Annotated in this window: 22 protein-coding genes and 1 rRNA gene (1 of these 23 only partly in view); 14 read left to right on the top strand and 9 right to left on the bottom strand. The window is 62.1% G+C overall.

Going from position 1 to position 23586, the window contains the following annotated elements; translation table 11 throughout:
* Positions 1-10 precede the first annotated feature (10 nt).
* From AC1U7K_RS15325 to AC1U7K_RS15340, 4 genes are all read left to right on the top strand, one after another.
* Positions 11-916: a pseudouridine synthase gene (locus AC1U7K_RS15325; RefSeq protein WP_480252408.1), complete on the top strand. Its 906-nt coding sequence runs from the start codon at positions 11-13 to the stop codon at positions 914-916.
* Positions 913-2676: an aspartate--tRNA ligase gene (gene aspS, locus AC1U7K_RS15330; RefSeq protein ID WP_480252409.1), complete on the top strand. Its 1764-nt coding sequence runs from the start codon at positions 913-915 to the stop codon at positions 2674-2676. Before AC1U7K_RS15325 ends, aspS begins: the two co-directional genes overlap by 4 nt.
* Positions 2677-2694: 18 nt before the next feature.
* A complete protein-coding gene (locus AC1U7K_RS15335) occupies positions 2695-3504 on the top strand; it encodes an ABC transporter ATP-binding protein (RefSeq protein WP_480252410.1) in 810 nt (269 codons plus the stop codon).
* 359 nt (positions 3505-3863) lie between these two features.
* Positions 3864-4277 (top strand): hypothetical protein, encoded by a 414-nt coding sequence (locus AC1U7K_RS15340; RefSeq protein WP_480252411.1) that lies wholly within the window; start codon positions 3864-3866, stop codon positions 4275-4277.
* Between the two features lie 228 nt (positions 4278-4505).
* Here the strand turns inward: AC1U7K_RS15340 and AC1U7K_RS15345 are convergent, their stop codons facing one another.
* The 4 genes from AC1U7K_RS15345 to AC1U7K_RS15360 form a co-directional block, all read right to left on the bottom strand.
* Positions 4506-5099, bottom strand: coding sequence for a protoglobin domain-containing protein (locus AC1U7K_RS15345; RefSeq protein ID WP_480252412.1), 594 nt, complete (start codon positions 5097-5099; stop codon positions 4506-4508).
* Positions 5100-5187: 88 nt separating this feature from the next.
* Positions 5188-6522, bottom strand: a complete 1335-nt coding sequence (locus tag AC1U7K_RS15350; protein ID WP_480252413.1) for an APC family permease — start codon at positions 6520-6522, stop codon at positions 5188-5190.
* Positions 6519-7160, bottom strand: a complete 642-nt coding sequence (locus AC1U7K_RS15355; RefSeq protein ID WP_480252414.1) for a class I SAM-dependent methyltransferase — start codon at positions 7158-7160, stop codon at positions 6519-6521. Before AC1U7K_RS15355 ends, AC1U7K_RS15350 begins: the two co-directional genes overlap by 4 nt.
* 581 nt (positions 7161-7741) lie before the next feature.
* Entirely contained in the window at positions 7742-8287 is a 546-nt protein-coding gene (locus AC1U7K_RS15360) for a hemerythrin domain-containing protein (protein WP_480252415.1), read from the bottom strand.
* 261 nt (positions 8288-8548) lie between these two features.
* Here AC1U7K_RS15360 and AC1U7K_RS15365 point away from each other — a divergent pair, with 261 nt between their 5' ends.
* On the top strand, positions 8549-8857 hold the full coding sequence (locus AC1U7K_RS15365; RefSeq protein ID WP_480252416.1) for a PilZ domain-containing protein: 309 nt from the start codon (positions 8549-8551) through the stop codon (positions 8855-8857).
* A 7-nt stretch (positions 8858-8864) separates the two neighbouring features.
* Here the strand turns inward: AC1U7K_RS15365 and AC1U7K_RS15370 are convergent, their stop codons facing one another.
* The 3 genes from AC1U7K_RS15370 to ypfJ are packed head-to-tail and all read right to left on the bottom strand — an operon-like array spanning position 8865 to position 13350.
* Entirely contained in the window at positions 8865-11846 is a 2982-nt protein-coding gene (locus AC1U7K_RS15370; RefSeq protein WP_480252418.1) for a DUF748 domain-containing protein, read from the bottom strand.
* A 52-nt stretch (positions 11847-11898) separates the two neighbouring features.
* Positions 11899-12438 (bottom strand): DUF4112 domain-containing protein, encoded by a 540-nt coding sequence (locus tag AC1U7K_RS15375; RefSeq protein ID WP_480252419.1) that lies wholly within the window; start codon positions 12436-12438, stop codon positions 11899-11901.
* A 39-nt stretch (positions 12439-12477) separates the two neighbouring features.
* The gene (gene ypfJ / locus AC1U7K_RS15380) at positions 12478-13350 is read right to left on the bottom strand and encodes a KPN_02809 family neutral zinc metallopeptidase (RefSeq protein ID WP_480252420.1); all 873 of its coding nucleotides are present in this window, start codon (positions 13348-13350) and stop codon (positions 12478-12480) included.
* 139 nt (positions 13351-13489) lie between these two features.
* Between ypfJ and AC1U7K_RS15385 the strand changes: the two genes are divergently transcribed.
* The 4 genes from AC1U7K_RS15385 to AC1U7K_RS15400 all read left to right on the top strand — a co-directional run bounded on the left by AC1U7K_RS15385 (position 13490) and on the right by AC1U7K_RS15400 (position 16164).
* Positions 13490-14164 carry an SDR family oxidoreductase gene (locus AC1U7K_RS15385; RefSeq protein WP_480252421.1) on the top strand — a complete coding sequence of 225 codons (675 nt, stop codon included), beginning with the start codon at positions 13490-13492 and terminating at the stop codon, positions 14162-14164.
* An 87-nt stretch (positions 14165-14251) separates the two neighbouring features.
* Complete coding sequence (locus AC1U7K_RS15390) at positions 14252-15268, top strand: SGNH/GDSL hydrolase family protein (protein ID WP_480252422.1); 1017 nt, start codon at positions 14252-14254, stop codon at positions 15266-15268.
* Between the two features lie 75 nt (positions 15269-15343).
* Positions 15344-15853: an FKBP-type peptidyl-prolyl cis-trans isomerase gene (locus tag AC1U7K_RS15395; RefSeq protein WP_480252423.1), complete on the top strand. Its 510-nt coding sequence runs from the start codon at positions 15344-15346 to the stop codon at positions 15851-15853.
* Positions 15854-15861: 8 nt separating this feature from the next.
* Positions 15862-16164, top strand: coding sequence for a hypothetical protein (locus AC1U7K_RS15400; protein WP_480252424.1), 303 nt, complete (start codon positions 15862-15864; stop codon positions 16162-16164).
* A gap of 232 nt (positions 16165-16396) precedes the next feature.
* On the opposite strand, the gene AC1U7K_RS15405 is transcribed toward AC1U7K_RS15400, so the two are convergent.
* Entirely contained in the window at positions 16397-16783 is a 387-nt protein-coding gene (locus AC1U7K_RS15405) for a PEP-CTERM sorting domain-containing protein (RefSeq protein WP_480252475.1), read from the bottom strand.
* Between the two features lie 333 nt (positions 16784-17116).
* Entirely contained in the window at positions 17117-18139 is a 1023-nt protein-coding gene (locus AC1U7K_RS15410) for a molybdopterin-dependent oxidoreductase (RefSeq protein WP_480252425.1), read from the bottom strand.
* Positions 18140-18323: 184 nt separating this feature from the next.
* Here AC1U7K_RS15410 and AC1U7K_RS15415 point away from each other — a divergent pair, with 184 nt between their 5' ends.
* The 5 genes from AC1U7K_RS15415 to AC1U7K_RS15435 form a co-directional block, all read left to right on the top strand.
* Positions 18324-18866, top strand: coding sequence for an RNA polymerase sigma factor (locus tag AC1U7K_RS15415; RefSeq protein WP_480252426.1), 543 nt, complete (start codon positions 18324-18326; stop codon positions 18864-18866).
* A complete protein-coding gene (locus AC1U7K_RS15420; RefSeq protein ID WP_480252427.1) occupies positions 18856-20172 on the top strand; it encodes a hypothetical protein in 1317 nt (438 codons plus the stop codon). Before AC1U7K_RS15415 ends, AC1U7K_RS15420 begins: the two co-directional genes overlap by 11 nt.
* Before the next feature lie 117 nt (positions 20173-20289).
* Positions 20290-21186 carry an RnfABCDGE type electron transport complex subunit D gene (locus AC1U7K_RS15425; RefSeq protein ID WP_480252429.1) on the top strand — a complete coding sequence of 299 codons (897 nt, stop codon included), beginning with the start codon at positions 20290-20292 and terminating at the stop codon, positions 21184-21186.
* A 27-nt stretch (positions 21187-21213) separates the two neighbouring features.
* The gene (locus tag AC1U7K_RS15430) at positions 21214-22539 is read left to right on the top strand and encodes a DUF2330 domain-containing protein (protein WP_480252430.1); all 1326 of its coding nucleotides are present in this window, start codon (positions 21214-21216) and stop codon (positions 22537-22539) included.
* Positions 22540-23015: 476 nt separating this feature from the next.
* Positions 23016-23586, top strand: a 16S ribosomal RNA gene (locus tag AC1U7K_RS15435); it runs 972 nt beyond the window's last position.

The raw sequence follows: 23586 nt of genomic DNA on the forward strand, positions 1-23586 counted from the left end.
ATTCACGAATATGGTACTTCGACTCCAAAAAGTCATCGCCGCCTCCGGCCTGGCGTCGCGGCGCAAGGCGGAGCAGTTGATCGCGGAGGGTCGGGTCACGGTCAACGGGCAGGTCGTGCGCGAGCAGGGCGTGCGCGTCGATCCGGCGAAGGATCACGTCAAGGTCGATGGCCGGCACCTCAGGGCCGTCGAGCCCTATGTGTACATCATGCTCAACAAGCCGAAGGGAGTGGTGTCGTCGCTGCACGATCCGGAAGGCCGGCCGACGATCAAGGACCTGCTGCGAGGCGTGAAGCTACGGGTCTTCCCGGTCGGGCGCCTCGATTTCGACACGGAAGGACTCCTATTGTTGACGAACAACGGTGAGATGGCGCAAGCGCTGCTCCATCCGAAGTATCACGTGGCCAAGGTCTACTTGGTCAAGGTGAAGGGTGTGTTGAGCGATGAGCAGATCGAGCAGCTCGAGCAGGGCGTGAAGTTGGACGACGGCATGACGGCCGCGGCGACGATCAAGAAGGTCCGCAAGGCCGAGGAAAATTCCTGGCTCGAAATTACGATCCACGAGGGCCGTAAGCATCAAGTGAAACGCATGTTCGACGCTGTCGGCCACCCGGTATTGAAGCTCAAGCGCGTCAAGTTCGGGCCGCTCGCGCTCACGAACGTCGAGCCGGGAGAATTTCGCTATTTAACCGATCGCGAGGCAAATAATCTCCGTGAAACCGTCAAGCGGCGCCGCGATCGCGAATCGGATACCTCCTCTTCCGCTGCTCCTTCGAACCGTGATCCTGCCGCACCAACCCACGGCGCGCGGCTTCTTACCCGCCCTCCCCGAGCGCGCCGAGACGCGCTCTTCTCCCGCAAGACGCGTCCCTTCCCGAGAACGTCGAACCTCCGTCGAAGAAGGCGGGCGTCATGATGGTCCGCACGCATCGTTGCGGCGAGCTCCGCAGCACGGATATCGGCCGGACCGTCACGCTCAACGGCTGGGTGCAGCGACGGCGCGATCACGGCACGGTGATCTTCATTGATCTCCGCGATCGAACCGGCATCACTCAGGTCGTCTTCAACGCCGAGCGCGCCGCCGACGTCCACAAACAAGGAGAAAAACTGGGGAGCGAAGACGTGATCGCCGTGACGGGTGTGGTGTCGCGACGGCCGGAAGGGGCCGACAACGCCAATTTGGCCACGGGCGAGATCGAAGTTCTGGTCGACAAGCTGCAACTGCTGAACGAGGCGAACACGCCGCCGTTCCCGATCGAGGACGACGCCGACGTCAGCGACACGCTGCGGCTCAAGTATCGCTATCTCGATTTGAGGCGGCCGCACATGCAACGGCTGCTTGGCCTTCGGCATGCGGTCACGGCGTGCGTGCGGACCTTTCTCAACGAGCGCGGGTTTCTCGAAGTGGAAACGCCGATGTTGACGAAGAGCACGCCGGAAGGTGCGCGCGACTACCTGGTACCCAGCCGCGTCAATCCCGGGAACTTCTTCGCGCTGCCGCAGTCACCGCAGCTCTTCAAGCAGATTTTGATGGTCGCCGGTGTCGACCGCTACTATCAGATCGCGCGCTGTTTCCGTGATGAAGATCTGCGCTTCGACCGTCAGCCGGAGTTCACGCAGATCGACATCGAGATGTCCTTCATCGACCGCGAGCACATCATGCCGCTCATGGAAGAGATGATGGCGCGGACGTTCAAGGAGACGGCCGGCCTCACGCTGCCTGTGCCGTTTCCCCGGATGAGCTACGCCGAGGCGGTCGGGCGGTACGGCTCGGACAAGCCGGATTTGCGCTTCGGTATGCCTTTGCACGATCTCAAGCAGTTTGCCGCGGCCAGCGAGTTCAAGGTCTTCAAGGACACTATCGCCAAGGGCGGAATCGTCAAGGCGATCGTCGTCAAAGGCGGCGCGTCGATCCCGCGGAGCCGCATCGATACATTGGGAGAAACCGCCAAAGGATTCGGTGCCAAAGGTCTCGCCTGGGTGAAAATCATCGCTGACGGTCAACTGGAGTCCGTCATCGCCAAGTTTCTCGATGCGGGGCGGTTGCGGGCCGCTGTGCCGGAGGCCGAGCCGGGCGATCTCCTGCTCTTCGTGGCCGATGCGCCGCCGGTCGTTCACGATGTGCTCGGCCGGCTGCGACTCTTGCTGGGCGCCGAACTGAACCTCATCGATCGCTCCCTGTGGCGGCCGCTCTGGGTGATCGATTTTCCGTTGCTCGAGTACGATCAGGAGGCGAAACGCTACGTCGCGATGCACCATCCGTTCACGGCGCCGCTCGATGAGGACCTGCCGCTGTTCGAGACCGATCCCCTCAAGGTGCGGGCGAAAGCGTACGACATGGTCTTGAACGGCAACGAGATCGGCGGGGGCAGCATTCGTATCCATCGCCGTGACGTCCAAAGCAAACTGTTCGATGTGTTGGGGATCGGCAAGGATGAAGCGCAGGCGAAGTTCGGCTTCCTGCTCGATGCGCTGGACTACGGGGCGCCGCCGCACGGCGGGATCGCGTTCGGACTGGATCGCTTGGTCATGCTGCTCGGCGGCGCGGAGTCGATTCGAGACGTCATCGCGTTTCCCAAGACTCAAAAGGCGCAATGCCTGATGACCGATGCGCCGTCGCCGGTCGATGCCGCGCAGCTCAAGGAACTGCACATCAAGCTGGATACCATTGAGTAGTGCCGGGCGACCGCCGTTGTGACCGACCCTCCTCCCTCTTCCCCACCGATCATCGAACTCAAGCACGTCGACGCGTATCGCGGGGCGGTCTGCGTCTTTCACGACCTGTCCTTGGTGATTCCCGCCGGCTGCCATACGGTCATCCTCGGCCCCAATGGTGCCGGGAAATCCACATTGCTCAAGCTGCTCACGCGCGAACTTTATCCCGTGGATCGGGACGGAGCGGTCGTGCGGCTGTTTGGTCGCGACCGGTGGAACGTCTGGGATCTGCGGCACCGGCTCGGGATCGTCTCGCTCGATTTACAACAAGAGTATGGCCGCACGGCTACGGGCCTCGACGTGATCCTGTCCGGTTTCTACTCGAGCCTTCATGTGTACGATCACCAGCGGTTTTCGAAGGCCGACCGTGCCCGAGCCGAAGTGCTCCTGCATGAGTTGGGGGTCGAGCATTTGAAGGAACGTCCCTATGCGGAGATGTCGACGGGCGAGCAGCGGCGCGTGCTGTTGGGCCGCGCGTTGGTTCACGACCCGGATGCGCTCATCCTCGATGAGCCGACGACTGGGCTTGATGTGAAAGCCACGGCCGAGTACCTCACGACGGTCCGGACGCTGATGCGCCGGGGCCGGACGGTGATCCTCGTGACCCATCACATTCACGAGATCCCGCCGGAGATCGAGCGGGTGGTGTTGCTCAAGCAGGGCCGGATCGTGGTCGATGGCGCCAAGCGCGAGCTGATGACGGACCGGGAATTGACGGCGCTCTTCGACATCCCGGTGACCGTCTGCGAGAGCGAAGGCTTTTATCATCTCGTCTTCACGATGACCTGAGGGGAATCAGACCGGAGCAGAATCCGTGTATTTGCATCGCCCTTAGTCCTTGACACGCCACGGTGGCACGCCTAGCCTAGGGCGTACGGAGCACTACGAATGAGCACCGAGGGATCGGCCGGGGACGGTAACGCGAAACAGCTCTTTTGGGTCGTGGCAGCCCTGTTGCTGGTTGTTCTTGTCGGCTACAACCTGTACACCGGTCGGACGATCGAAGAGATCGGACTGGGAAGCTTCGGCTCCGTGAAGTTCGGGAAATCGGGTGAACCGGGGCAGGCTCCCGATGCACCTGGTCACACCGACAATTCAGCCACCGCAATCGTCCCGCATCAGTCCGCGAAACAAGTGGTCAGGAGGAGATGGCGCGCCGCCAAGCGGAATTGGAAGCGAAGCTACGGCGTATGGAAGACGCGCTCAAGCGAGCCGAAACAAAGCCGGTCCAACGGACCTCCGAGGAAGAGGGAGGCCCAAGAAGTCCCGCGCCATCTCCCTTCGTCAACATCGCCGGCACCTGGCGTGACCCGGCCGGCACCTCCTGGATCATTCAGCAGAACGGACCAACCGTCACCTTTCAGGAGCTCAACCCGATCCTCGGCGTCACGGCCGTCGGACAAGGCACGCTGGCAGGACAGGAGCTTCAACTGAACTATCAATCGGCCATGCAGACGACGGGCAAGGCCCTGTTGATTGTCTCGCGTGATGGTCGCCGCCTCAGCGGCAACGCGCAGGACTTCACGACCGGCGCCGCCTTCCCCCTCACCTTCAGTCGATAACGCCGGGGATACGCCTAACCAGTCCTAGCGTGTGCGTCGGCCATGCCGGCCGGTACTCAGCGCGCCCAGTCGGAGGATAGCCGCAAGTGAGTCCCTGTCGCGCCAAACAACGAAGGAGGAGTCGCGCCCCGCGACACCGCTTCCGGTGTTCGTGGGCATGGCCGGTTGGTAACTCTGCGCGCCCCTGTAGCGGGTTGATCCACAGGCTGTCCCTGTCGCGCCAAAACTCTAGAAATCTCCTTCCTTCACGTACGGCTGACTCCACAACGTGATTTGCAGGAGCACCGACTTGATCCATGCTTGGTGCATACGCTCGACCTCTTCAGCGGAGTGGCCTTTCTTCGACAGGAACGGCTTGAGTGTCGCCGTGATCGGATAGATCAAGGTCGGCAGATACCGAAAGGGAATGTGTGCGACAGCGTGGACGCGATCCGTCTGATTCTTGGCTGTCCGATGATGGCGCCGGCCGATTTCAAATTGATAGTTCAGCCAGTCCTGGTTGTAGTTCGCCTGCGCCGTGTCCAGTACCCACTGGGCGAACCGCTTGCGCACTGCATCGAGATAGCCGGCATCCGGCTGGCCATCGCCCGTCCGCGTGAAGAAATGAACCAGGTGCGGATTTGACGCCACGAAACCATACCAGACGTCGAGCACCGCATCGACCTGATCCTTCAACACGTCGTAAGACTGTCGCAGCGCACGCGCATCGTCCTCCGTGAACAGGAGCGTCTTCTTCAGAAGTTCAAAGTCCTCAAGCGAGAGCGGGGAGCGTGCCACGGCCGCGGTGCCGTAGGTGTACCCGGGGATCGGTGTCTGCGCCATCGGTGCCTCCTTTGTGATGCCGGTCACCGTAGCGCGGCGTGTGGCTCCATATCCAATATCTTCTTTGGATCGGCATGATAGCCCCACGCTATGACGATGCCGCCTTCCGCCATCGCAGGTAGAGCGGGATTCCGCTGACAATCAGCAGCAGGCCGAAGGCGGATTCGAGTGGTCGGACGAGCACGCTTTCCACGACGATAGCCAGCAACACGAGGACCGCGAGCGCCGGCACGAAGGGAAACAAGGGAGCCCGGTAGGGCCGAGGCAGATCGGGCCGGCGCACGCGCAGGAGGATCACAGCCGCCAGCGTCACGGCGGTGAATCCGGCCAGGATGAATCCGCTCACGACGACGAGTTGCTCGAAGGTGCCGCTCACGATCAGGAGTGACGCCCAGGTACTCTGCAGCAGCATGGCGCGAGCCGGCACATGGGTCTTGGGGGACACGGCGGCGAAGAATCGTGAGAAGACGCCGTCGCGTGCCATCGCCCAATACACGCGCGGCCCAGCCCAGGTCATCGCGCTGACCCCGCCTGCGATGGCGAGCGCAAGCAAGAACGAAACGCCTTTCGCGGCGGCGACGCCCCACAAAGCGGCCGCTGTTTTTTCGGCGACCGGCACGATCGGCGGTTGGGCGAGCGCTCCGACGGGCAGGGCATAGAGATAGGCCACATTGAGTGAGACGTACAAGAGCGCGACAAAGGCCGTGCCGCCGATGACGACGCGGGGAATCGTTTGCTGGGGGGCCGCCACCTCCGCTGCGATGTAGCCGACTACGTTCCATCCCAAATACGTGTACAGCACGAAGATGAGCGCGACGAGTAGCGGGCCGGGGGACAGATTATGACCGACTGTCTCGCCAAAATGACCCCATCGTCCGGCACCTGACGTGAACGCGGTGACGACGAACAGGGCCATGGCGACGATCTTCAACGTCGTAAGCCACCGTTGCAGCGCGCCCCCGGTACGTACGCCGCGCAGATGCACGAACGTTACGCCCCATACGAGCAGCAGGGCAAGGAGCGTCGAGATCGCGCGTTGCTCGGAGACCTCGATGATCCGGTCGACATAGGCGGCGAAACTCACCGCGGCGGCGGCGATCCCCGCGCCAAAGCCGACCGTAAAGGACGCCCAACCGCTGAGAAACCCGACCAGCGGTCCGTACGCTTCACGCAGATAGATGTAGTCCCCGCCGGCTTGTGGGAACGCGGCCGGCAATTCCGCATAGCTGAGAGCGCCCGCGATCGCCAGAAGCGCGCCCACGATCCACAAGGCGAGGATCAACCACGGATCACCGAGGTCCCTCGCCATGAAGCCGGTCGTCGTAAAAACGCCGCCGCCAACGATGTTGCTGATGATCACGCAGGTGGCGGTAAACCAGCCGATCGTTGATGCAGCGGTAGAGGGGGTGTGGGACCGGCTCATTGGCCGGTCACGCGGAAGAGTTGAAAGTGCTGGCGCGGAAGAAAGGTAAAGTCTTGCACCACGCTATACCCGGCAGCTTCAAGTTCCCGGCGCACGGTCTCTTTTGATGTGGCGTGGCCGAACAGCGCGCCGAACCAACCGCCTTCCTTGAATTCGATGATCGCGATCCGTCCGCCCTCCCGGAGCGTGCGTCGCAGTCCTCGGAAGTAGGCAATCCGATCGGGCAGGTGGTGATACGTGTTACAGGTGAAGATGAGATCCACGGAGCGCTGAGGAAGGCGGGGATCATGAGGGGCGGCAAGGAGCAGTGTCACCTGGGCAGGCAGCCCTCCGCGCCGGCTCGCCTCTTGTTTGATAAAATCCAGGCTCGCCTGATCGGTGTCGACCGCATAGACCGCGCCTTCCGGACCGACCGCGTCCGCCAGCCGAAATGTAAAGTATCCGCCGCCCGCGCCAAGGTCCGCTACCCGAGAGCCGGGCGTCAGCGCGAGGGCATCGATAACGGCTTTGGGCTGCTGCCAAGCATCGCGCTCGGCCGCATTCATCTGCTGGTAGACGAGCGAACCGCACGCGGCGGTGAGCCATAGCTGACCGAGCAGGATCAGGCGGCGCGTGAGAGTGCCGGAGCAAGGCAGCATGCGCGATTCTAATCTGATGCCAAGCACCCGACAAGCTGGCTCGGTCCAGCGCTACGTAATCCAACCCCTGCTGGCAGTGAGCGATGGGAGCGCATACGCTTGAAGGTATGAACACGTGCACCACCGTCCTGAGTGTCGTTGTTGTGCTGGCGGTGCTTCAGGCCTGCTCTCCACCGAAGCCGATTACGCGTGGGGATGGCACGGAAGTGACGTCCACGGCGGCAGCCACTGACTGCACAGATGGGACACGAATAGAGTCGTACGGACCGGCCATGCCTCCTCCCATCGCCCCACCGCTCGGCGCCGTGGGTGCCACGTCCGGTATCGTGATCGGCACGGTTGGCCCGGCGGAAGCCGTCACCCGGTGCCGGTGAGTGTCGCCGGCACAGTTCGCGACGTTCGCGATTCGGAGAGAGACCGGTCTACCTGCACGCCGGAATCTGATTTCAACTTCGTGATACCCCGTCCCAGTCGTCCCCGGTTGTGGGGGAAAGACAGCCTGAACCGATCTCGGCTCTCGCTAGAGTGTGCAAGAGTCGCGTCGTTCTCAGATAACCGGCGCGTCACGTAGGCGGTCACGGTTATCGAGAGACGGCGCGCCGGCCGAAGAAAAAGGCCAGTCCCACGCCGATCAATGCGAGTCCGACTAGGAAAAGTCCAGACGGCGGCCGGATCTTCGCCATGAGTTGGACACGTCGAAGATCCATGTCCCGCGCCAACTCGCCAAGCGGCAAGCGTCGTTCGGCAAGCGGGAAGATGCCTTCTTCCTCCCGAGCATGCGCGAGGACAGCGGATTGCAGTTCGCCGAGGCGCATGCGGAAGTCCGGGCTTCCGACATGGGTGTTCTCCACGTCGGCCATTCGCGCTTTGATTTCTTGATGCGCCTCGCGGGCCTTCTGCACAAACTGCCGGCCCTCTTCTCCCGCGTCGCGCTCCAACGCGGGATAGAATAATTCTTCCTCCAACATCGAATGGATCACGAGGTTGTCACAGATCTCCTCGACCAGCAAGCGGCGGGTCGATGGCGAATGGGTCCGCAGGGCCGTCTCCATCACCTGCTTCACGTACTCATGATCGGCTGCGAGCATGGCCACCGGGTTCGTGAATTTTTCGACGAATGTCGGCATAGCGTCCTCCGTGTAGATCGGGTCCCATTTCCCAGTGTGCCATTGCGAGTGAGAGCGCCGTATCAGTCGGCGCTCTCCCGGCACGCGAGGGAAGCGGCGTCCGGCTGTCAGGCTCTCCTGCCAGCCCCGCTACGGCATTCGAGGAAGTGCAGAGGCCCCCGTGCATTTGACGAACAATGGGGTCGATGCTACACGTTTCTGTCGTGAATACCGATTTAAGAATCGTCGCTCTAGAAAGGATGCTGACGATGCCGGATCACGATGCTGCTGCGTAGACCTCCCCGCTATTCCGTCCAACTGCCGGTCTCTCTGACCTGGAATGCGACCGCCGAAGGGACTGCGCACAATCTCTCCGAGCGCGGCTGTCTGATCCAGAGCAACGCGCGCGTGGCCGAAGGCGATTATTTCACGTTGACGTTCGGGCTTCGCCGGGAAGATCAGCCGTTGATGGTGAGATTGGCGGCCGTCCGGTGGACAAAGGGCGGCGCGTTTGGCACCGAATTTCTGTTGTGGGATCCTGAGGAGCAAGAACGGCTCAGGCGCTACTTGGCGACCTGTTGGATCTGCTGAGCCGGTGTCACCCTGCCGTGAGTTGGAGTGTCGTCTCGACCAGTTCGTTCTGCGCGCGCCCGTCGATCCTCGCTCCGACCAGATAGACCCGTTCGGCTGGGACGGCCGCCCGATGCACGAGAAAGTCCTGAATCTGCCCCGCCCGCTCCTGCGCCAGCCGGCGAAGGTCATCGTCATTGATGGTGATCGACTCCAGCAGTCGGGCCCGTAAATCTTCGGTTGTCACGCTCGCGTTCCGACCGTTCTTCACCCCTTCCGGAAGCGCACCGAACGTTCGCGCGTAGAGAGCTTGCATCGCGTGCGCGTCCTCATCCATCGACGTCTGAAGACTTCGTGTCCGACCATTGGGTCCGCTTGCCTGCGCCTGCTTGACCGACGCCAGTTGCTGTTCGAGTTTGGCTTCGCGCAGCGCCGCGCGGTCGGCGACCGGGTCCGCCGTCCCCGTCACTTCCAACTGGAGGGCGGGCCGCTCCTCAAGCGATTTCGCGAGCGCGTTCAACTTCTGCTCGCTGTCGCTCGGCAATTCCGCACGTCCGACCTGGAAACGAATCTGGTTGAGTTCCTCCCCGCTGCCTCCCGCGAGCTTCCCGAGCAACGCGAAGGGGGATGCGGCCGCCTTCTGAAAAAGATTGACGACGACGTTCCATAACAACTTGCCATAATGGAACTCGGGATCGTTGAGGTCCCCGCGGACCGGCAGATCGACGTTGATCCGGCCGTGCCGATCCTTCAGCAACGCGACGACGAGCTTGACCGGGAGCGAGGTGGCGTCGGGGCTCTCGACTTTCTTGCCGAGCGTCAGGTGATCGATGACCACGTCGTTTTGGGCTTCGAGCTGCTGGTGCGCCAGACGGTAATCCAACTCCATCGAGAGCTTGCCCTTCTCGATGGGGTAGCCGGCAAACTTCGTCGAGTAGGGTGAGAGCGTCGTCAAATTGACGTTCTTGAACGAGACGTGCAGGTCGGTAAAGGCCTCGCTGCTCAGGGGATTGATGGTCCCCGCAACCGTCACCGGAGCATACTTGTCCACCTCGCCGTGCAGGGCGACTTTTGCGCGGGCGACCTCGTTCGACGACAGTCCGCGAATGGATCCGTTCAGGCGGTAAATCCCGGTATCGACCTGCGGGTGAATGGAAAAGTCGGCAAAGTGCGCCGAGCCGTCGATGATCCGGACTGCGCCGACCTTCGTCACCATTGCGCTGGATCGCCCGGCCTTTTGCTTGTCGGCCGCGGGCGCCGAGGCGTCCTCCTGCTTCTTCAGCACGGTCTTCAGATTAATGCTGCGGTCCTCGGCAATGATGATGTCGGCGTAGGGTCGTCGCGCCAGCACTTCGGCGATCGTGATGCCGCCGGCCGGCAGCCGTGCATCGATCGAGTTGACAGCCAAGCTGTCCCAATTGACGAAATCTTTTTTCAGATGCGCATCGACGGTCTTGAGCGCGGTCACGCTCGCATCGCCTTGAAAGCGAAGCGACGGGGTCTCGCCGGCCGCATACTCGACGTGGCCAGACGTGTTCGCGGCTCCGCCCTTGATTTCAATGTGAGCGATCTCGCCGACGTACGGCTGGAATGTCGCCAACGGGATCTGGGCGGCTTCGACTTTCAGATCAGCAGCCAGCGGAGTGAGCGTGACGTCGCCGGCGGTCCTCAGCGTGCCGGTCTCGTTGACCGAGACCGACGCGGCAAGCCGGACCGGCGTGGTCCCCGGATAGGCGGCGTGCTCGAGGTCGACATGAAGCTTGGAGAGATCGAGGTGTACGGGCTGTGGGGGCCGCCGGTCTTCGATCGTCGCCCGATAATCGTCGATCACGACCTTTTCCACCAACACGGTCCACGGCGGGGCGGCGGAGCGCTGCGATGAGGCGGGCGTGGGCCGGGCGCCCGCGATCGTGAAGAACCGACGCAGGTCAATCTGGCCGTCTTTCTCGATGACAGCGTGCATGGCCGCTCCCTGCGTTTCCAGGCTGGCCATGCTGATGCGGCGGTCCTGAAGATCGGCGCCTAAGCCGCGGATGGAAAACGCGGGCAGTGCGAGCAGGCGCCGGTCCGTGCCTTTTTCGAAGATGGCGAGATTGTCGAGCCCGATACTGCCTTCGGAGCTTTTGACTTGTAACCCTTCTGGCGTGCTCTCGATTGAATAGGACGATTCGGCGTGCACCGTCCCGTCCCGAATCTCGAAATTCACGGTGTCGCGCACGTACTCCCATAAGCCCCGCAGCTTGATGCCGGCTACCGTGACCCGCCCTTCGACCCGAAGCGGGTTGAGCAGCAACCGCCCTTGCCACGTGAGATCCTCGCCTTGGTCCAGCTCGGCGCCGAACGCGAAGGCGTTGTCCTGCGCGCGAAGCGTCCGAAAGTTCTTGAGGGCGAACCAAATCGGGACGATATCGAGCGTGTATGGCGTGGCGCGCGACTGATCGTGGAACTCGACCGCGCCGTTCTCCACCGTGAGGGATCGAATAATGACGGCGGGGATGGTCGAGCCGCCCGCGTCCCGGTCGGCGCTGGCCGGTGAGGACGGAGCTGGCGTCTGCTGTCGCTGAAGCGCGCGGAGGTTCAGCGCGCCATCTTCATCGATGACGATGCGGGCGTACGGGACTTGCATCCGAATCTGATCGAATGTCCACGCGCGATCGACGACCGAGGACAGTGACAGGTTGACGAGCAGTTCGTCAAAGCCGATCAGCGGACTCTGATCCGCTTCACTGATGTCGAAGCCCCTGATGGTCAGCGCCAATGTGAAGGGGTTGAGTCGGACATCCTGCACGGTGACGGGGAGGCCGAGCCGGGCGGAGACGGTCTCGGGGATCTTTGTCTCGAGATAGAGCGGGAGGACGATGAACCCCAGCAGTGCGTACAGACAGACCAGGCCGGCAAGAATGCCGGCCGCAATGGCCGCGCGGCGAAGCCGTCGCCGCTGCGGCGGGGAGGCCGGAGGGTCGGCATCCGGCTGGCTGGCAGGCGGATACCGCTGCGCCGTCGATTCCATGATCCTGCATTCTGAGAGCCGGTCATTCTGAAGTTCAAGCGTCGCCGTTTCCCTAGGGAGTTGCCGGTCCCTGCCGTGACAGCGGTCGATGCCACGGGGGAAGGAGAAACCACGAGAGCACGCTGAGGTCGCGCTCCCAGAGCCAATAGGACGCAACGGCGACCGCGGCGGCAATTGGAAGCGTGAGGCCCAATACGATGAGGACATCGACCGCGGTCGGCGAGCGGCTGACGAGGGCGCAGCTCTGATCCTCCTCGTACTTGAGCGTCCGGACCAGCAGGGCTGCGTTCTTCGAATGGCTCTTGAACCAAAAGGAGAAGGCGTCGCCGACGAACGGGATCACGCCGACAACGCCGTTGAGGAGTTGGTTATACGACATGCGGACAAGAGTCGTCATCGGGCAGCCGATCTGTCGGCCGGCCAGCAAGACGGTTGACCCGCACAGGACGGCGAGCAGGTCCCCGACCGGCGGAATCAATCCGAGAATCGGATCCACGCCGAAGCTCCGCCTGAGGCCGGGGATGTGCACCAGGTCGTCCAGCACATGGGCGATGAACTGAGCCTGGGCGGTCGTAACCCGTGTCCATTCCATGGAAGCTCGAGCCGTGTAAGAAGTAGACGACCGACGGACTTAGAGCGCAGTCTCACTTTCGCTGAACGTATCGCAGGCCTCAGGCTCACCCCGCTCCAGGCCGCGCCGCAGCCAGCTTTGGCGTTGATCGGATGAGCCGTGCGTCCAGCTCTCCGGCTGCACGTATCCTTGAGAGAGATGCTGCAAGCGGTCGTCCCCTATGGCCGACGCCGCGCGCAGGCCTTCTTCGAAATCCCCCGGCTCGATCAGATTTCGATCGCGCCGCGCGTGATAGCCCCAGACGCCGGCGAAACAATCGGCCTGTAACTCGGTCCGGACGGACAGCGCATTGGCTTCCCGCTCGGACACCTGTCGTTGACGTCGTGAGACCCGATCGGCGATCCCGAGTAAGTTCTGCACGTGGTGACCGATCTCGTGCGCGATCACGTACGCTTGCGCAAAGTCGCCCGGCGCGCCGAAGCGGCGAGCCAGCTCATCGAAAAACGACAGATCGAGGTAGACCTTGGCATCGGAAGGACAGTAGAACGGACCGGTCGCCGCCGAGCCCAGTCCACAGGCGGAACGGACGGAACGGGTAAAGAGCACGAGCCTCGGCTCCTCGTAAGATTTGCCCATGGCCGGCATGAGCTGACGCCACGTGTCCTCGGTGTCCGCGAGGACAACCGCGGCGAATCGACCGAGTTCGTCGCTCGGCGGCCCCGTCGGGCCAGAGGCCGGAGGCGGAGGCGGAGACGAGACATCTTGGACGGTTTCGACGAGGTTCAACAAGGCGAGCGGATTCGTTCCGGTGAGAAAACTCACGAGCAAGACGAGGAGGATTCCGCCCAGCCCGATTCCCGCGCCCGCGCCTGCCGGTCCAAGCCGGCGTCGATCCTCGATATTGATGCTTTCCCGCCGGCCACCCCACCGCATAGGTCATCGAATCAGGCGAGGACGGCGCGGACAAGTGAGGGAGACGCCATCGCGCTGTAGGACGAATACCGCGCATTATTGAGGAGGCATCCGGTTCGAGACCGGGTTCGTAGACATGGTGTGAGCGATGGAGGAGCAGATGGCAAGCCGCACATCACGGGCAATCTTCCTCACGGGGGGAACCGGGTATCTGGGACGAGCGCTGATCCCGCGTCTTGTGAGGAATGGGCACCACGTGCGGGCGCTGGTCCGGCCCGGCTCGGAAAAGAGAGTGCCGCCCGGATGCTCTCCCGTCAGCGGGGATCCGTTGAACGGGGAGACATTTGTCGATGCCGTCCAGCCCGGTGATACATTCGTTCAACTCGTCGGCACGCCGCATCCGGCCCCGTGGAAGGGGCGGGCGTTCCGTGCCGTGGACCTCGCCTCGGCGCGGGCATCCGTGCATGTGGCGCAGGAACGCGGCGTGAGCCACTTCGTCTATGTGAGCGTCGCACATCCCGCGCCAATCATGAAGGCGTATATCGCCGTCCGCGCGGAGTGCGAGGAGTTGCTGCGCCGGAGCGGGCTCCTGCATACCATTGTGCGTCCGTGGTACATCACCGGTTCGGGGCATCGGTGGGCTCTTCTGCTCCAACCCTTCTACCGGCTGTTCGAATCGATTCCCACGACGCGGCCGTCGGCCGAGCGGCTGGGTCTGATCCCTCTGGAGACGATGATCATCGCGCTCGTCTGGGCCATCGAGCATCCGGCCGCGACGGCCCGGATCATGACGGTCCCCGATATCCGAGAAGTCGGTCGCCGTCTCCCGTCTTAGCGCGCCTGCGTAATCCGATTCCCGCTACTGCGCGCACCGGATTGGCGCTACTGTGAACGCATGATGTCACGGCGCGCGTGGAGAGTTGTGGGGTATGCATGTCTCACCGTCGCGTGGCTCGGCGGGCCCGTCCAGCTTCTCGCCGCGACGTATTCGGATCTCATCGTCTTCGGTGACAGCCTCTCGGACACGGGCAATATCTATCGCGTGACGGCGGGCGTGATCCCGAATTCACCGCCGTACTTTGATGGGCGGTTTACCAATGGCCCGAACTATGTCGATGACCTCGCCGCCGATCTCCATCTGTCCTCCAAGCCCTTCCTTGCAGGAGGGGATAATTATGCGTTCGGCGGCGCCCGCACGAATTTCAACTCGCTCGCCCCGTCGTTCGACATCCGCGACCAAGTCGGGACGTATGCGCTGACGACGCGGCACGCCGATTCCAACGCGCTCTACATCGTCTTCGGCGGTTCCAACAATCTCCGGGATGCCATCGATCAGGCGACGGCCAATCCGAACAATGCGAACGCCATCGCGGCCAATACGGTGCAGACCGCCGTCTCGGACCTGCGCAGCATCTTGAACACGCTGGCAGGTCTTGGTGCTCGCAATGTCCTCGTCCCCGATGCGCCGAACCTCGGCCTCGTGCCCGAGGTCTTGCAAAAAGGCGCGATGGCAAGTGCGTTCGGGACGAACCTCTCGCAAGCCTTCAATCAGCAACTCAACGCGATGCTCGATACCGAAACGGCGCTGAAGTTGTATCGACTGGATACGTTTGGCCTGTTCAATTCGGTCATCAGTAATCCGACGGGCTACGGCGTCACCGATGTGACGTCGTCGTGCTACAGCGGGGATGCGTTGAATTCCATCTTCGGGGGCGGCGTCTGCTCCTCGCCGAACACACATCTGTTTTGGGACGGCCTCCATCCGACCTCCACCGGCCATGCGATTCTCGCTCAGGCGGCGTTCAGCCTTCTGGAAGGCGGAGTTGACGTGCAGGGGGACGCGGTTCTTGTGCCAGAACCTGCGTCCTGGACCCTCGTGCTTTCCGGAATCGCCTTATGGACCATATGGAGGCGCGGCTCCAAACCGGCTCACATCTGACAGCTGCCCTCGACATTCCATTCGTGTTACCATCGATCGAGACTAGCGGCCTTGGACTTAACCTGTGAGGGAACTATGAAGCCCATCACTCGCTTGCCCGTCATGATCGTCGTGTGCGCGCTCAGCCTTTCTGCCGCGGCCTTCGGCTCGCCGACGGCCACCGTCTCGGACGGCGCCCGAGTGACGTTCGAATACACGCTGAGCGTGCCCGAGAAACACGTGACCTCGGACCAAAATGTCCTCTCGTATGTCCATGGGAAGCAGGAAGTACTCGGCGGGCTACAGGATGCGCTCGCGGGTATGAAAGAAGGAGAGCGCAAGCGCGTGGAGTTGACGCCCGAACAAGCGTACGGCCCCTACGATCCCAAGAAACGGAAGTCGGTGTCGCGGCAGCAACTGCCCGCGGGCATACAGCCGGGCGCGATGCTCAAGAGCCGCGAGAGCAACGATTTTGCCACGGTCCTCGAGATGGACGACTCCAGTGCCCTGCTCGATCTGAATCACCCACTGGCCGGGCAGAACATCGTGTACGATGTCCACATTCTCACGATCGAACCGGCAGCGGAGGGAGGCCGCAAAGAGTAAGCGGCGGCATGACCGTGCCCTGGATGAAGGCGGTCGACCTGTTGGCGAAGGTGGTGCCGCTGCTCGCGCCTTCGGTCATCGGCGCCGTGAGCGAACGGCTCTCGCTGAAGCGGGACGCAGGTCAAGCGACCGGCGAAGTCGAGCACGAGCTGCAAGCGGTCCGGCGCGATCTGCACCAACTGCTGACGAAACTCGATCGGCTCCACGCGGACGTGCTGATGCTCCAAACGCGCGTGCGGGCCGCGATGATGATCGGTGTACTCGCCGCACTCCTCGCGGCGGCGGCGCTCGCCGTCGCCGCATTCAAGTAGTTCCTTCCAGTTTTGGTTTCTAGTGTGTAGGTCGCGCCTCGCGCCACCAATTCCGGCAGTCGTAGCAAGGCCGGTGGGTACCTGGCGTGTCCCAGTGGAAGGATTGCCGGCGTGCGTCGGCATGGCGGATCGGTACCTGGCGCGTCTCAGTGGAAGGTGTGTCGTATGTGAGTTCCTGTCGCGCCACACCGTTGAGCGCTATGTTGCTAAAAGAGATCGTTGAACGAAGGTTTCATCGCGGAATGTTAGAGCGCCTCCTTGACATCCACGCAATGCCTGTTAAGCCGGTCGCTACGAGCAGAAGACTCGCCGGTTCAGGAAGTGCATTGGCCGCCACGCTAACCGTAAAGCCAAATGGCGTTCCATTATTGTTGAAGTTTCCGAAAAAGTCGGCGCCGCCTACACCGCTTCCTGTACTTGATCGTATGAGCAAAGAACCCGTCACAGAATAGAGCCCATCGGGGAGGAGCGCCGTCTGGACCTGAGCCAGATTCACCGGGTGTGTAATTGGCGAGATGCCATTATCTACAGCGACTTGATCAAGCGCCAGATTGAGGGACGATCCAATGGAAGCGCTGGCATTCACACTGCTGGTATTGCTACCCCCTGCCGTCAGCATACCGGCCAGCAAGCCGTTTAGCGAGACGGTCCACCCTTGAGGTGAGCCGCTGAGCACAAATGGACGGGAAAACGTCACCTCGTTTTGTCCACCGGTCGGTGCAGTGGCCGAAAACCGCTGAGCCTTGGCTACGGCTGAATCAGCGGTCGTGTCAAGAATTTGTCCGTCTTGAGTTGCGGACGCTCCGAATGCGTGTCCCGGTCGCGCCAAAACTAGAGTAGTGCGGCGCGCCTCGCGCCACCACTTCCGGTGTGCGTAGGCATGGCCTGCTGGTGGGTCTGGCGCGTCCTAGTGGAAGGATTGCCGGTTGTGTGTTGCTGTCGCGCCAAGAAGCTAGATTTCTTCGATGTCCGCGACGATCGTGTGATAGCCGCTCGCGCCGGCGGGTTGGGGGCGGACGAGTTCGGCGATCTGGAGATTCCCTTTGATGTCGGTTGCGCGGACGACGACTTGATATTTGCCGGTCTTGGGCGGGTTCCAGCGGTAATTCCAGATGACCCAGGAGTAGGGCGACTGCGGGGGTTCCAGTTCCGCTTCATGCCACGTCTTGCCCGCATCGAAACTTAACTCGACCTTCCCGATCGTGTGCGGGCCGCCAAAGGCAATTCCACGGAACCGCTGTTCGGGCCCCTGCAACGCCTGATAGTGCCCGGGGCTGTCGATCCGTGAGAAAATCTTGATCGTGCCGTCGTCGGTCCACCCTTTTCGCTGCCAGTAGCCCAAGTGGTCGCCGTTGTAGACCTCGATTTCCGTGATCCACTTGACGTTCTTGATGCCGTACAGACCGGGCACGATCAGGCGCAACGGAAAACCGTGGGCCTTCGGCAGTTTTTCGCCGTTCATCAGATAGGCGAGCATGACGTCGTCCTGCATGGCTCGCGTGAACGGAATGCTGTCGTCGTAGCCGTCGGCCGCCCGGAAGATCACGTCGCGCGCCGCTTCCTCATCGACCCCGACGTCCTGCAGCAACTTCTTCAGCGAGATCCCGCGCCACAAGGCGTTCCCCAGGCTGTCACCGCCCGGCAGCGTGTCGATGCATTCCAGCGTCACGACCTGATCGAACGAGTCGCGATTCAAGATGTCCCGCCACCCGAGCGTGGCCTTGCTCTTCACTTCACCATTGATCGTCAACCGCCACTGCTCCTGGTTGAGGTCGCGGGAGACGTTGAACGGCGAGTCCATGTAGTTGACGACGTAGAACTTGTCGTTCGGCGTGAAGTAGACCGTCTCCCGCGGCGGCATGGCGAACATGCGGCCGAACACGCTGCCGACCGAGTCGCAGCCGCCGACCATCCCGGCCGCCGCGCCGAGGCCAAGCGCCTTGAGGATCGTTCGTCGGGTGAGCTTGGGAGACATGACTTCATCATAAAGAGATCGGCCCGGCTGGCGCAAGGTAAGCGCGGAGGCTGACGTCGTTCGATCCTATCTCAAGATAGTGAGCATCTCCGACAGCAGCCGCGCCCGCTCGGAGGCCCCGAACAGCCGGTCGCGCAAAAGGAAATAATGGAAAAGACATAGGGCTTGGGGTACGATCACGACGATGACCCGAGACGAGATCCTTGCGGTGCTACGTGAAAGGATCGTCCGCTACGCCGCATCTCGTTTACAGGGAACTGCGGCCGAGGACGTCGCCCAAGACGTGCTCATGGTCCTGCATGAAAAGTATCCCCACGTCACGGTGCTCCCCGACCTGCTGCCGTTGGCATTTCAAATTCTTCGATACAAGATGTGCGAAGCGCAACGACGCATCCGGCGGCGCGGCGAGCACGACTGCGAGCCGATCGAGAACCTGCCGCTCGCCGATCCAGGACCGGACCCAAGCGCCGAGGCAGAGCGACGCGAGCTGGTCGACCGATTACTCACCGCGCTGGGGCAACTGGGTGAACGCTGCCGTCAATTGTTTCGATGGAAGTTGGAAGGCAAGTCGTTCCCCGAAATTCAAGTTTTGATGAACCAGACCTCGATCAACACGATCTACACGTGGGACCTGCGGTGCCGCAAGCAACTGCTCGATCTCATGGGCGGCGCGTGGGATGTTGGCGGGACACGGAAGGCCACACGGCGAGGCGGTCATGGCAGCTGACGTCGAAAAGCTGATCGGCGGCTATGCGAGCAATACGTTGACCGACGAAGAGCGGCGGCAGTTGTTCGAGGCCGCCATGCACGATCAAGCGCTGTTCGATCTGCTGGCCGATGAAGAAGCGCTGCGCGACGCGTTGCGCGATCCCCAATCGCGCAGACGCTTGCTGGTGGCTCTGTCCCGCAAGTCGACGCGCTCCTGGCTCGCGGCGATCGGCGACTGGTGTCGACGCCCGGCGCATCTCGCCTGGGTGGGCGGCGTGGCGTCCGTCGTCCTGGCCGTCACGATCGGCACGCGACTGTACCTCGGAGGCACTCGGCTGCAAGAGCGCTCTGCCGTCAGTGAGCGAGCCGAGCCGGCCAGCAAGACCCATGGTGAGACAGCTGACCACGCACGGGATTCAATTACAGCGCCAACGAGTCCAGCCGCTCCTCCCACGCTTCCCGAATCGAAGAAGGACGCCGAAGCGAACGCGCCCGCGCAACAGGACACTCGCCAGGAGCCGACCGCCGCAAATAAGATGACCTCGTCCACTGATCGTGCACGGGCATCAGGTGTTCCGCCCCCGGGTGAGCCGCTCAAAGAAGAAGTCCAGGGCCGGCCCTCGCGCGAATTGCAACACTCTGACTCCGCACAGAGCGCCCCGGCTTCCGAACTTCCCCGCGCTTCTCCGCCTGCTCCAGCTCCCGGTGTCTCGCCCTCGTCTGTCTCGCCGAGCGCCCGTGCGCTGTTCTATGGCGCGCCGCTGCCCGGGACGTTGGCCAAGACAGAGCGTGCCGATCAGCCGCGCAAGCAACTGCGTCCCGCGCACGGTGCGCCACCGGCACTGGGGCTCCGGTACACCGTGCTGCTGACGCAAGAGGACGGCAATGTGGTCGAGGTCGCACCCGGACGCGCCGTGACGCTGGGCGACCAGGTCCAGTTCGCCGTGGAGACGAACGACGCCGGCTACCTTTCGGCGATTGCGAAAAGCCCGCAAGGAGAAACGATGCCGGTGTACCCGGAGCCGGGCGAAAACGGGGCGGTGGTTCCCGGCCAGGGCTATCTGGTTCCTGTGAACGGAAAAATCTGGAAACGGCTGCCGTTCAAACCGGTGAGTCTCCTGCTTGCCTTCTCCCGCGAGCGGCCGCCTGCGGAGAAGGAGCCGGCCTTGTCCCTTCAGCGGCCAGGCGGGACACCGGACGACGGCAAGTCGCGCTCGGCTCCCGACGTTCTGACTGAGACGATCGACCAAGCCGTCTATGTCGTCACCCCTCGACCTGACCCGCACGCCACTGTTCAGATCGAAATTCCGCTCGTCTCCCCTTAGCTTCCGCTTTTCCTCTCGCTTCGCTCGCGTCTGTACCTCCGCTGAAAGGAATCGGCAACTGGCGACATACAGGGGAGAGGCGCGGCGAATCGCGTCTCGGCCACGAAGGAGGGACTGATGCCGGCAACCATTCCCGATATCCGCTCCTGTACTCGCATCCGTCACGCGATCCTGAGCGCTGACCCTCGCTGGTATCAAATTCTGGCGCTCTCGGCGCTCTTGTTCTATGGAATGACGGCGCTCGACTTTGATGTCTCGCCGGTCATTGTCGTGATCATTCTGACCGTCGCGCTCGCCACGCAGGCGATCGGGAACGTCTATGCCAGTCAGCCGTTCGAATCGAAGAGCGCGATCATCTCCAGCCTCTCTCTCTGTTTGCTGCTCCGGCCCCCCTCTCCGCTCGTCGCGGCCTTGGCCGCTCTGTTGGCGATCGCAAGCAAGTTCCTCCTGCGATGGAATGGCAAGCACGTGTGGAATCCGACCAACTTTGCGCTCACCGTCATTTTGGCGCTCGGGCTCGGCTGGGTTTCACCCGGGCAATGGGGCCGCAGCGCGTGGCTGGCGTTCGCGGTCGTCTGCGCGGGCAGCCTCGTCGTGAATCGGGCAGCACGAAGCGATGTGACGATTGCGTTCTTGCTGACCTACGCTGGGCTCTGGATCGCACGGGCCCAATGGCTGGGGGATCCGCTCGAGATTCCGCTCCATCGCCTGGAGAACGGCGCGCTGCTCATTTTTGCGTTTTTCATGATTTCCGATCCCAAGACGACCCCCGATTCCCGCGCCGGCCGGCTAATCTTCGCCGGTGTCGTCAGCCTGACGGCCTTCTATCTGCAGACGCGCTTCTATCAAACCAACGCCTTGCTCTGGGCGCTGGCCGCCGGTGTCCTGACGGTGCCGCTACTGGATCGATGGTTGCCCGGCCGGCGGTACGTCTGGGGCGTCGCGCCTTTCGCCACGCCGCCGTCGCCCGCCGGATTGTCGATGGGTGCGAGAACGATCCCCGTTTCCCATTGATCGCAGCACCAAACTGAGGAGGACATCATGACACGATTACTCTTGTTGCTCTGCCTGACCCTAAGCCTGCTGCTCGTCGATCGCCCGGCGTGGGCCTTCTGTGGATTCTACGTCGCAAAAGCTGATACCAAGCTGTTCAACAAGGCATCCTCGGTCGTGCTCGTGCGTGATGAGGACAAGACTGTGATTACAATGGCAAGCGACTTTCGCGGCGACGTGAAAGAGTTTGCGATGGTCGTACCCGTGCCCACGCTCTTGACGCGCGAGCAGATTCATGTCGGCGCGCAAGCGCTCCTCGAACATCTCGATGCCTACTCGGCGCCACGGCTCGTCGAATATTTCGACCCGAACCCCTGTCAGGCACGGCTGTATGAGTTCAAGCGACAGGAAGTGCCGGCCAGCCCGGCGAGCAAACAGGCGATGGCGGATCGCGCGGCGACGCTTGGCGTGACCGTTGAGGCGCAGTACACGATCGGTGAGTACGACATCGTCCTCCTCTCGGCGACGCAGAGCGAGGGGTTGGAGACGTGGCTTCAGGAAAACGGGTATCGGATTCCAAAGGGCGCGGCGCGGGTCATCGGCAGTTATCTCAAACAGGGCATGCGGTTCTTCGTGGCCAAGGTGAATCTCGACGAGCACGGGAAGCTCGGCTACGCCGGTCTGCGGCCGCTGCAACTCGCATTCGAGTCGCCGAAGTTCATGCTGCCGATCCGGCTCGGCACGGTGAACGCCGATGGCCCCCAGGAGTTGTTCATCTATGCGATCACCCGAAAAGGGCGGGTCGAGACCACGAACTATCGGACGATCAAATTGCCCTCGGACAAGGATCTTCCCGTCTACGTGAAGGAGAAGTTCCAAGACTTCTACCGCGATCTCTTTGCACAGCAGGTGAAGAGACAGGATTTTCGCGGCGTGTTTCTCGAATATGCGTGGGACATGAATTGGTGTGATCCGTGCGCTGCGAATCCCTTGACCCGAGAAGAACTGCGGAGACTGGGCGCGTTTTGGTTGTTCGGCGCACCATCACGGACGACCGGCGGCGCGGACGCCTTCCTCACCCGATTGCACGTTCGCTATGACGCGGAGCATTTTCCTGAAGACCTCATGTTTCAGGAGACCGGCGATCGCCAACATGTTCAAGCCCGCTATATCCTCCGCCATGCCTGGAACGGAGAGGAGAGCTGCTCGAATATCGACGAGTATCGCGCGATGGTGCGGCGTCGCCAGGAGCAGGAAGCCGCGACGCTCGCGTCGCTGACCGGATGGTCGATCACCGACATCCGCCATACGATGAAGCTCGATGGCGGCGCGCCGGGTCAGAAAAAGTGGTATGAGAGGATTTGGGAAGACTAGCAGAACAGAATGACAAGCCGAGCGGCCGATGACGACCTGCGACCGCTCGGCAACCATTTTCAGAAGGGTCGCCCGGCATCACGCATAAAAAAATCTTCTCGACCCTCTTGCTTCCTTCTTCCGATGTGGTAAGGTATCACCCTCGCTGCGCGATGCGAATCACGTAGCGGGCAAGCAGTAGGGCGATCCAAGACGAGACGTGATGATGGTTCGCAAGCCGCTTGACAGAAGAACGGTAAGAGTTATATAAACACTACTCCGCGACGATCTTCGACACTCCTCGTTAGATTCATCGCGATACCGGACGGCCCCTTGACATAGCCGAAACGGCTGTTGTACAGTGCACGGCCCCGGTGATTGTTCTTTGACAACTGAATAGAGTAAGCGAGCAATAAGCTCGAAGCTCAGAAACACAGTCAGCAAGTCAGCTAGGTGTATTGAAGTGGTGGCCCTTGGTCCAATTCTTAGAACACCTATTTCATGAGAGTTTGATCCTGGCTCAGAACGAACGCTGGCGGCGCGCCTAACACATGCAAGTCGAACGAGAAGGCGGGGCAACCCGCTTGTACAGTGGCGAACGGGTGAGTAATGCATGGGTAACCTACCCTCGAGTGGGGGATAACCAGCCGAAAGGTTGGCTAATACCGCGTACGCTTCCATTCTCACGGGAGTGGAAGGAAAGCTGCACCATGGGTGTGGCGCTCAAGGATGGGCTCATGTCCTATCAGCTTGTTGGTGAGGTAACGGCTCACCAAGGCATCGACGGGTAGCTGGTCTGAGAGGACGATCAGCCACACTGGCACTGCGACACGGGCCAGACTCCTACGGGAGGCAGCAGTGAGGAATATTGCGCAATGGGCGAAAGCCTGACGCAGCGACGCCGCGTGGGGGATGAAGGTCTTCGGATTGTAAACCCCTTTCGGGTGGGAAGACGGCGCTCGACAACGAGCGCGGACGGTACCACCAGAAGCAGCCACGGCTAACTTCGTGCCAGCAGCCGCGGTAATACGAAGGTGGCAAGCGTTGTTCGGATTTACTGGGCGTAAA

Source organism: Nitrospira sp. Vd2 (genome assembly GCF_979581665.1).

Bases quoted from the DNA above. Each gene is read 5' to 3' on its own strand.
- AC1U7K_RS15395 (WP_480252423.1), top strand. From the start codon at position 15,344: ATGAAGCCCATCACTCGCTTGCCCGTCATGATCGTCGTGTGCGCGCTC.
- AC1U7K_RS15410 (WP_480252425.1), bottom strand. From the start codon at position 18,139: ATGTCTCCCAAGCTCACCCGACGAACGATCCTCAAGGCGCTTGGCCTC.
- ypfJ (WP_480252420.1), bottom strand. From the start codon at position 13,350: ATGCGGTGGGGTGGCCGGCGGGAAAGCATCAATATCGAGGATCGACGC.
- AC1U7K_RS15355 (WP_480252414.1), bottom strand. From the start codon at position 7,160: ATGCTGCCTTGCTCCGGCACTCTCACGCGCCGCCTGATCCTGCTCGGT.
- aspS (WP_480252409.1), top strand. From the start codon at position 913: ATGATGGTCCGCACGCATCGTTGCGGCGAGCTCCGCAGCACGGATATC.
- AC1U7K_RS15340 (WP_480252411.1), top strand. From the start codon at position 3,864: ATGGCGCGCCGCCAAGCGGAATTGGAAGCGAAGCTACGGCGTATGGAA.
- AC1U7K_RS15360 (WP_480252415.1), bottom strand. From the start codon at position 8,287: ATGCCGACATTCGTCGAAAAATTCACGAACCCGGTGGCCATGCTCGCA.
- AC1U7K_RS15405 (WP_480252475.1), bottom strand. From the start codon at position 16,783: ATGCTGACGGCAGGGGGTAGCAATACCAGCAGTGTGAATGCCAGCGCT.
- AC1U7K_RS15415 (WP_480252426.1), top strand. From the start codon at position 18,324: ATGACCCGAGACGAGATCCTTGCGGTGCTACGTGAAAGGATCGTCCGC.
- AC1U7K_RS15370 (WP_480252418.1), bottom strand. From the start codon at position 11,846: ATGGAATCGACGGCGCAGCGGTATCCGCCTGCCAGCCAGCCGGATGCC.
- AC1U7K_RS15420 (WP_480252427.1), top strand. From the start codon at position 18,856: ATGGCAGCTGACGTCGAAAAGCTGATCGGCGGCTATGCGAGCAATACG.
- AC1U7K_RS15345 (WP_480252412.1), bottom strand. From the start codon at position 5,099: ATGGCGCAGACACCGATCCCCGGGTACACCTACGGCACCGCGGCCGTG.
- AC1U7K_RS15400 (WP_480252424.1), top strand. From the start codon at position 15,862: ATGACCGTGCCCTGGATGAAGGCGGTCGACCTGTTGGCGAAGGTGGTG.
- AC1U7K_RS15325 (WP_480252408.1), top strand. From the start codon at position 11: ATGGTACTTCGACTCCAAAAAGTCATCGCCGCCTCCGGCCTGGCGTCG.
- AC1U7K_RS15430 (WP_480252430.1), top strand. From the start codon at position 21,214: ATGACACGATTACTCTTGTTGCTCTGCCTGACCCTAAGCCTGCTGCTC.
- AC1U7K_RS15375 (WP_480252419.1), bottom strand. From the start codon at position 12,438: ATGGAATGGACACGGGTTACGACCGCCCAGGCTCAGTTCATCGCCCAT.
- AC1U7K_RS15350 (WP_480252413.1), bottom strand. From the start codon at position 6,522: ATGAGCCGGTCCCACACCCCCTCTACCGCTGCATCAACGATCGGCTGG.
- AC1U7K_RS15385 (WP_480252421.1), top strand. From the start codon at position 13,490: ATGGCAAGCCGCACATCACGGGCAATCTTCCTCACGGGGGGAACCGGG.
- AC1U7K_RS15425 (WP_480252429.1), top strand. From the start codon at position 20,290: ATGCCGGCAACCATTCCCGATATCCGCTCCTGTACTCGCATCCGTCAC.
- AC1U7K_RS15365 (WP_480252416.1), top strand. From the start codon at position 8,549: ATGCTGCTGCGTAGACCTCCCCGCTATTCCGTCCAACTGCCGGTCTCT.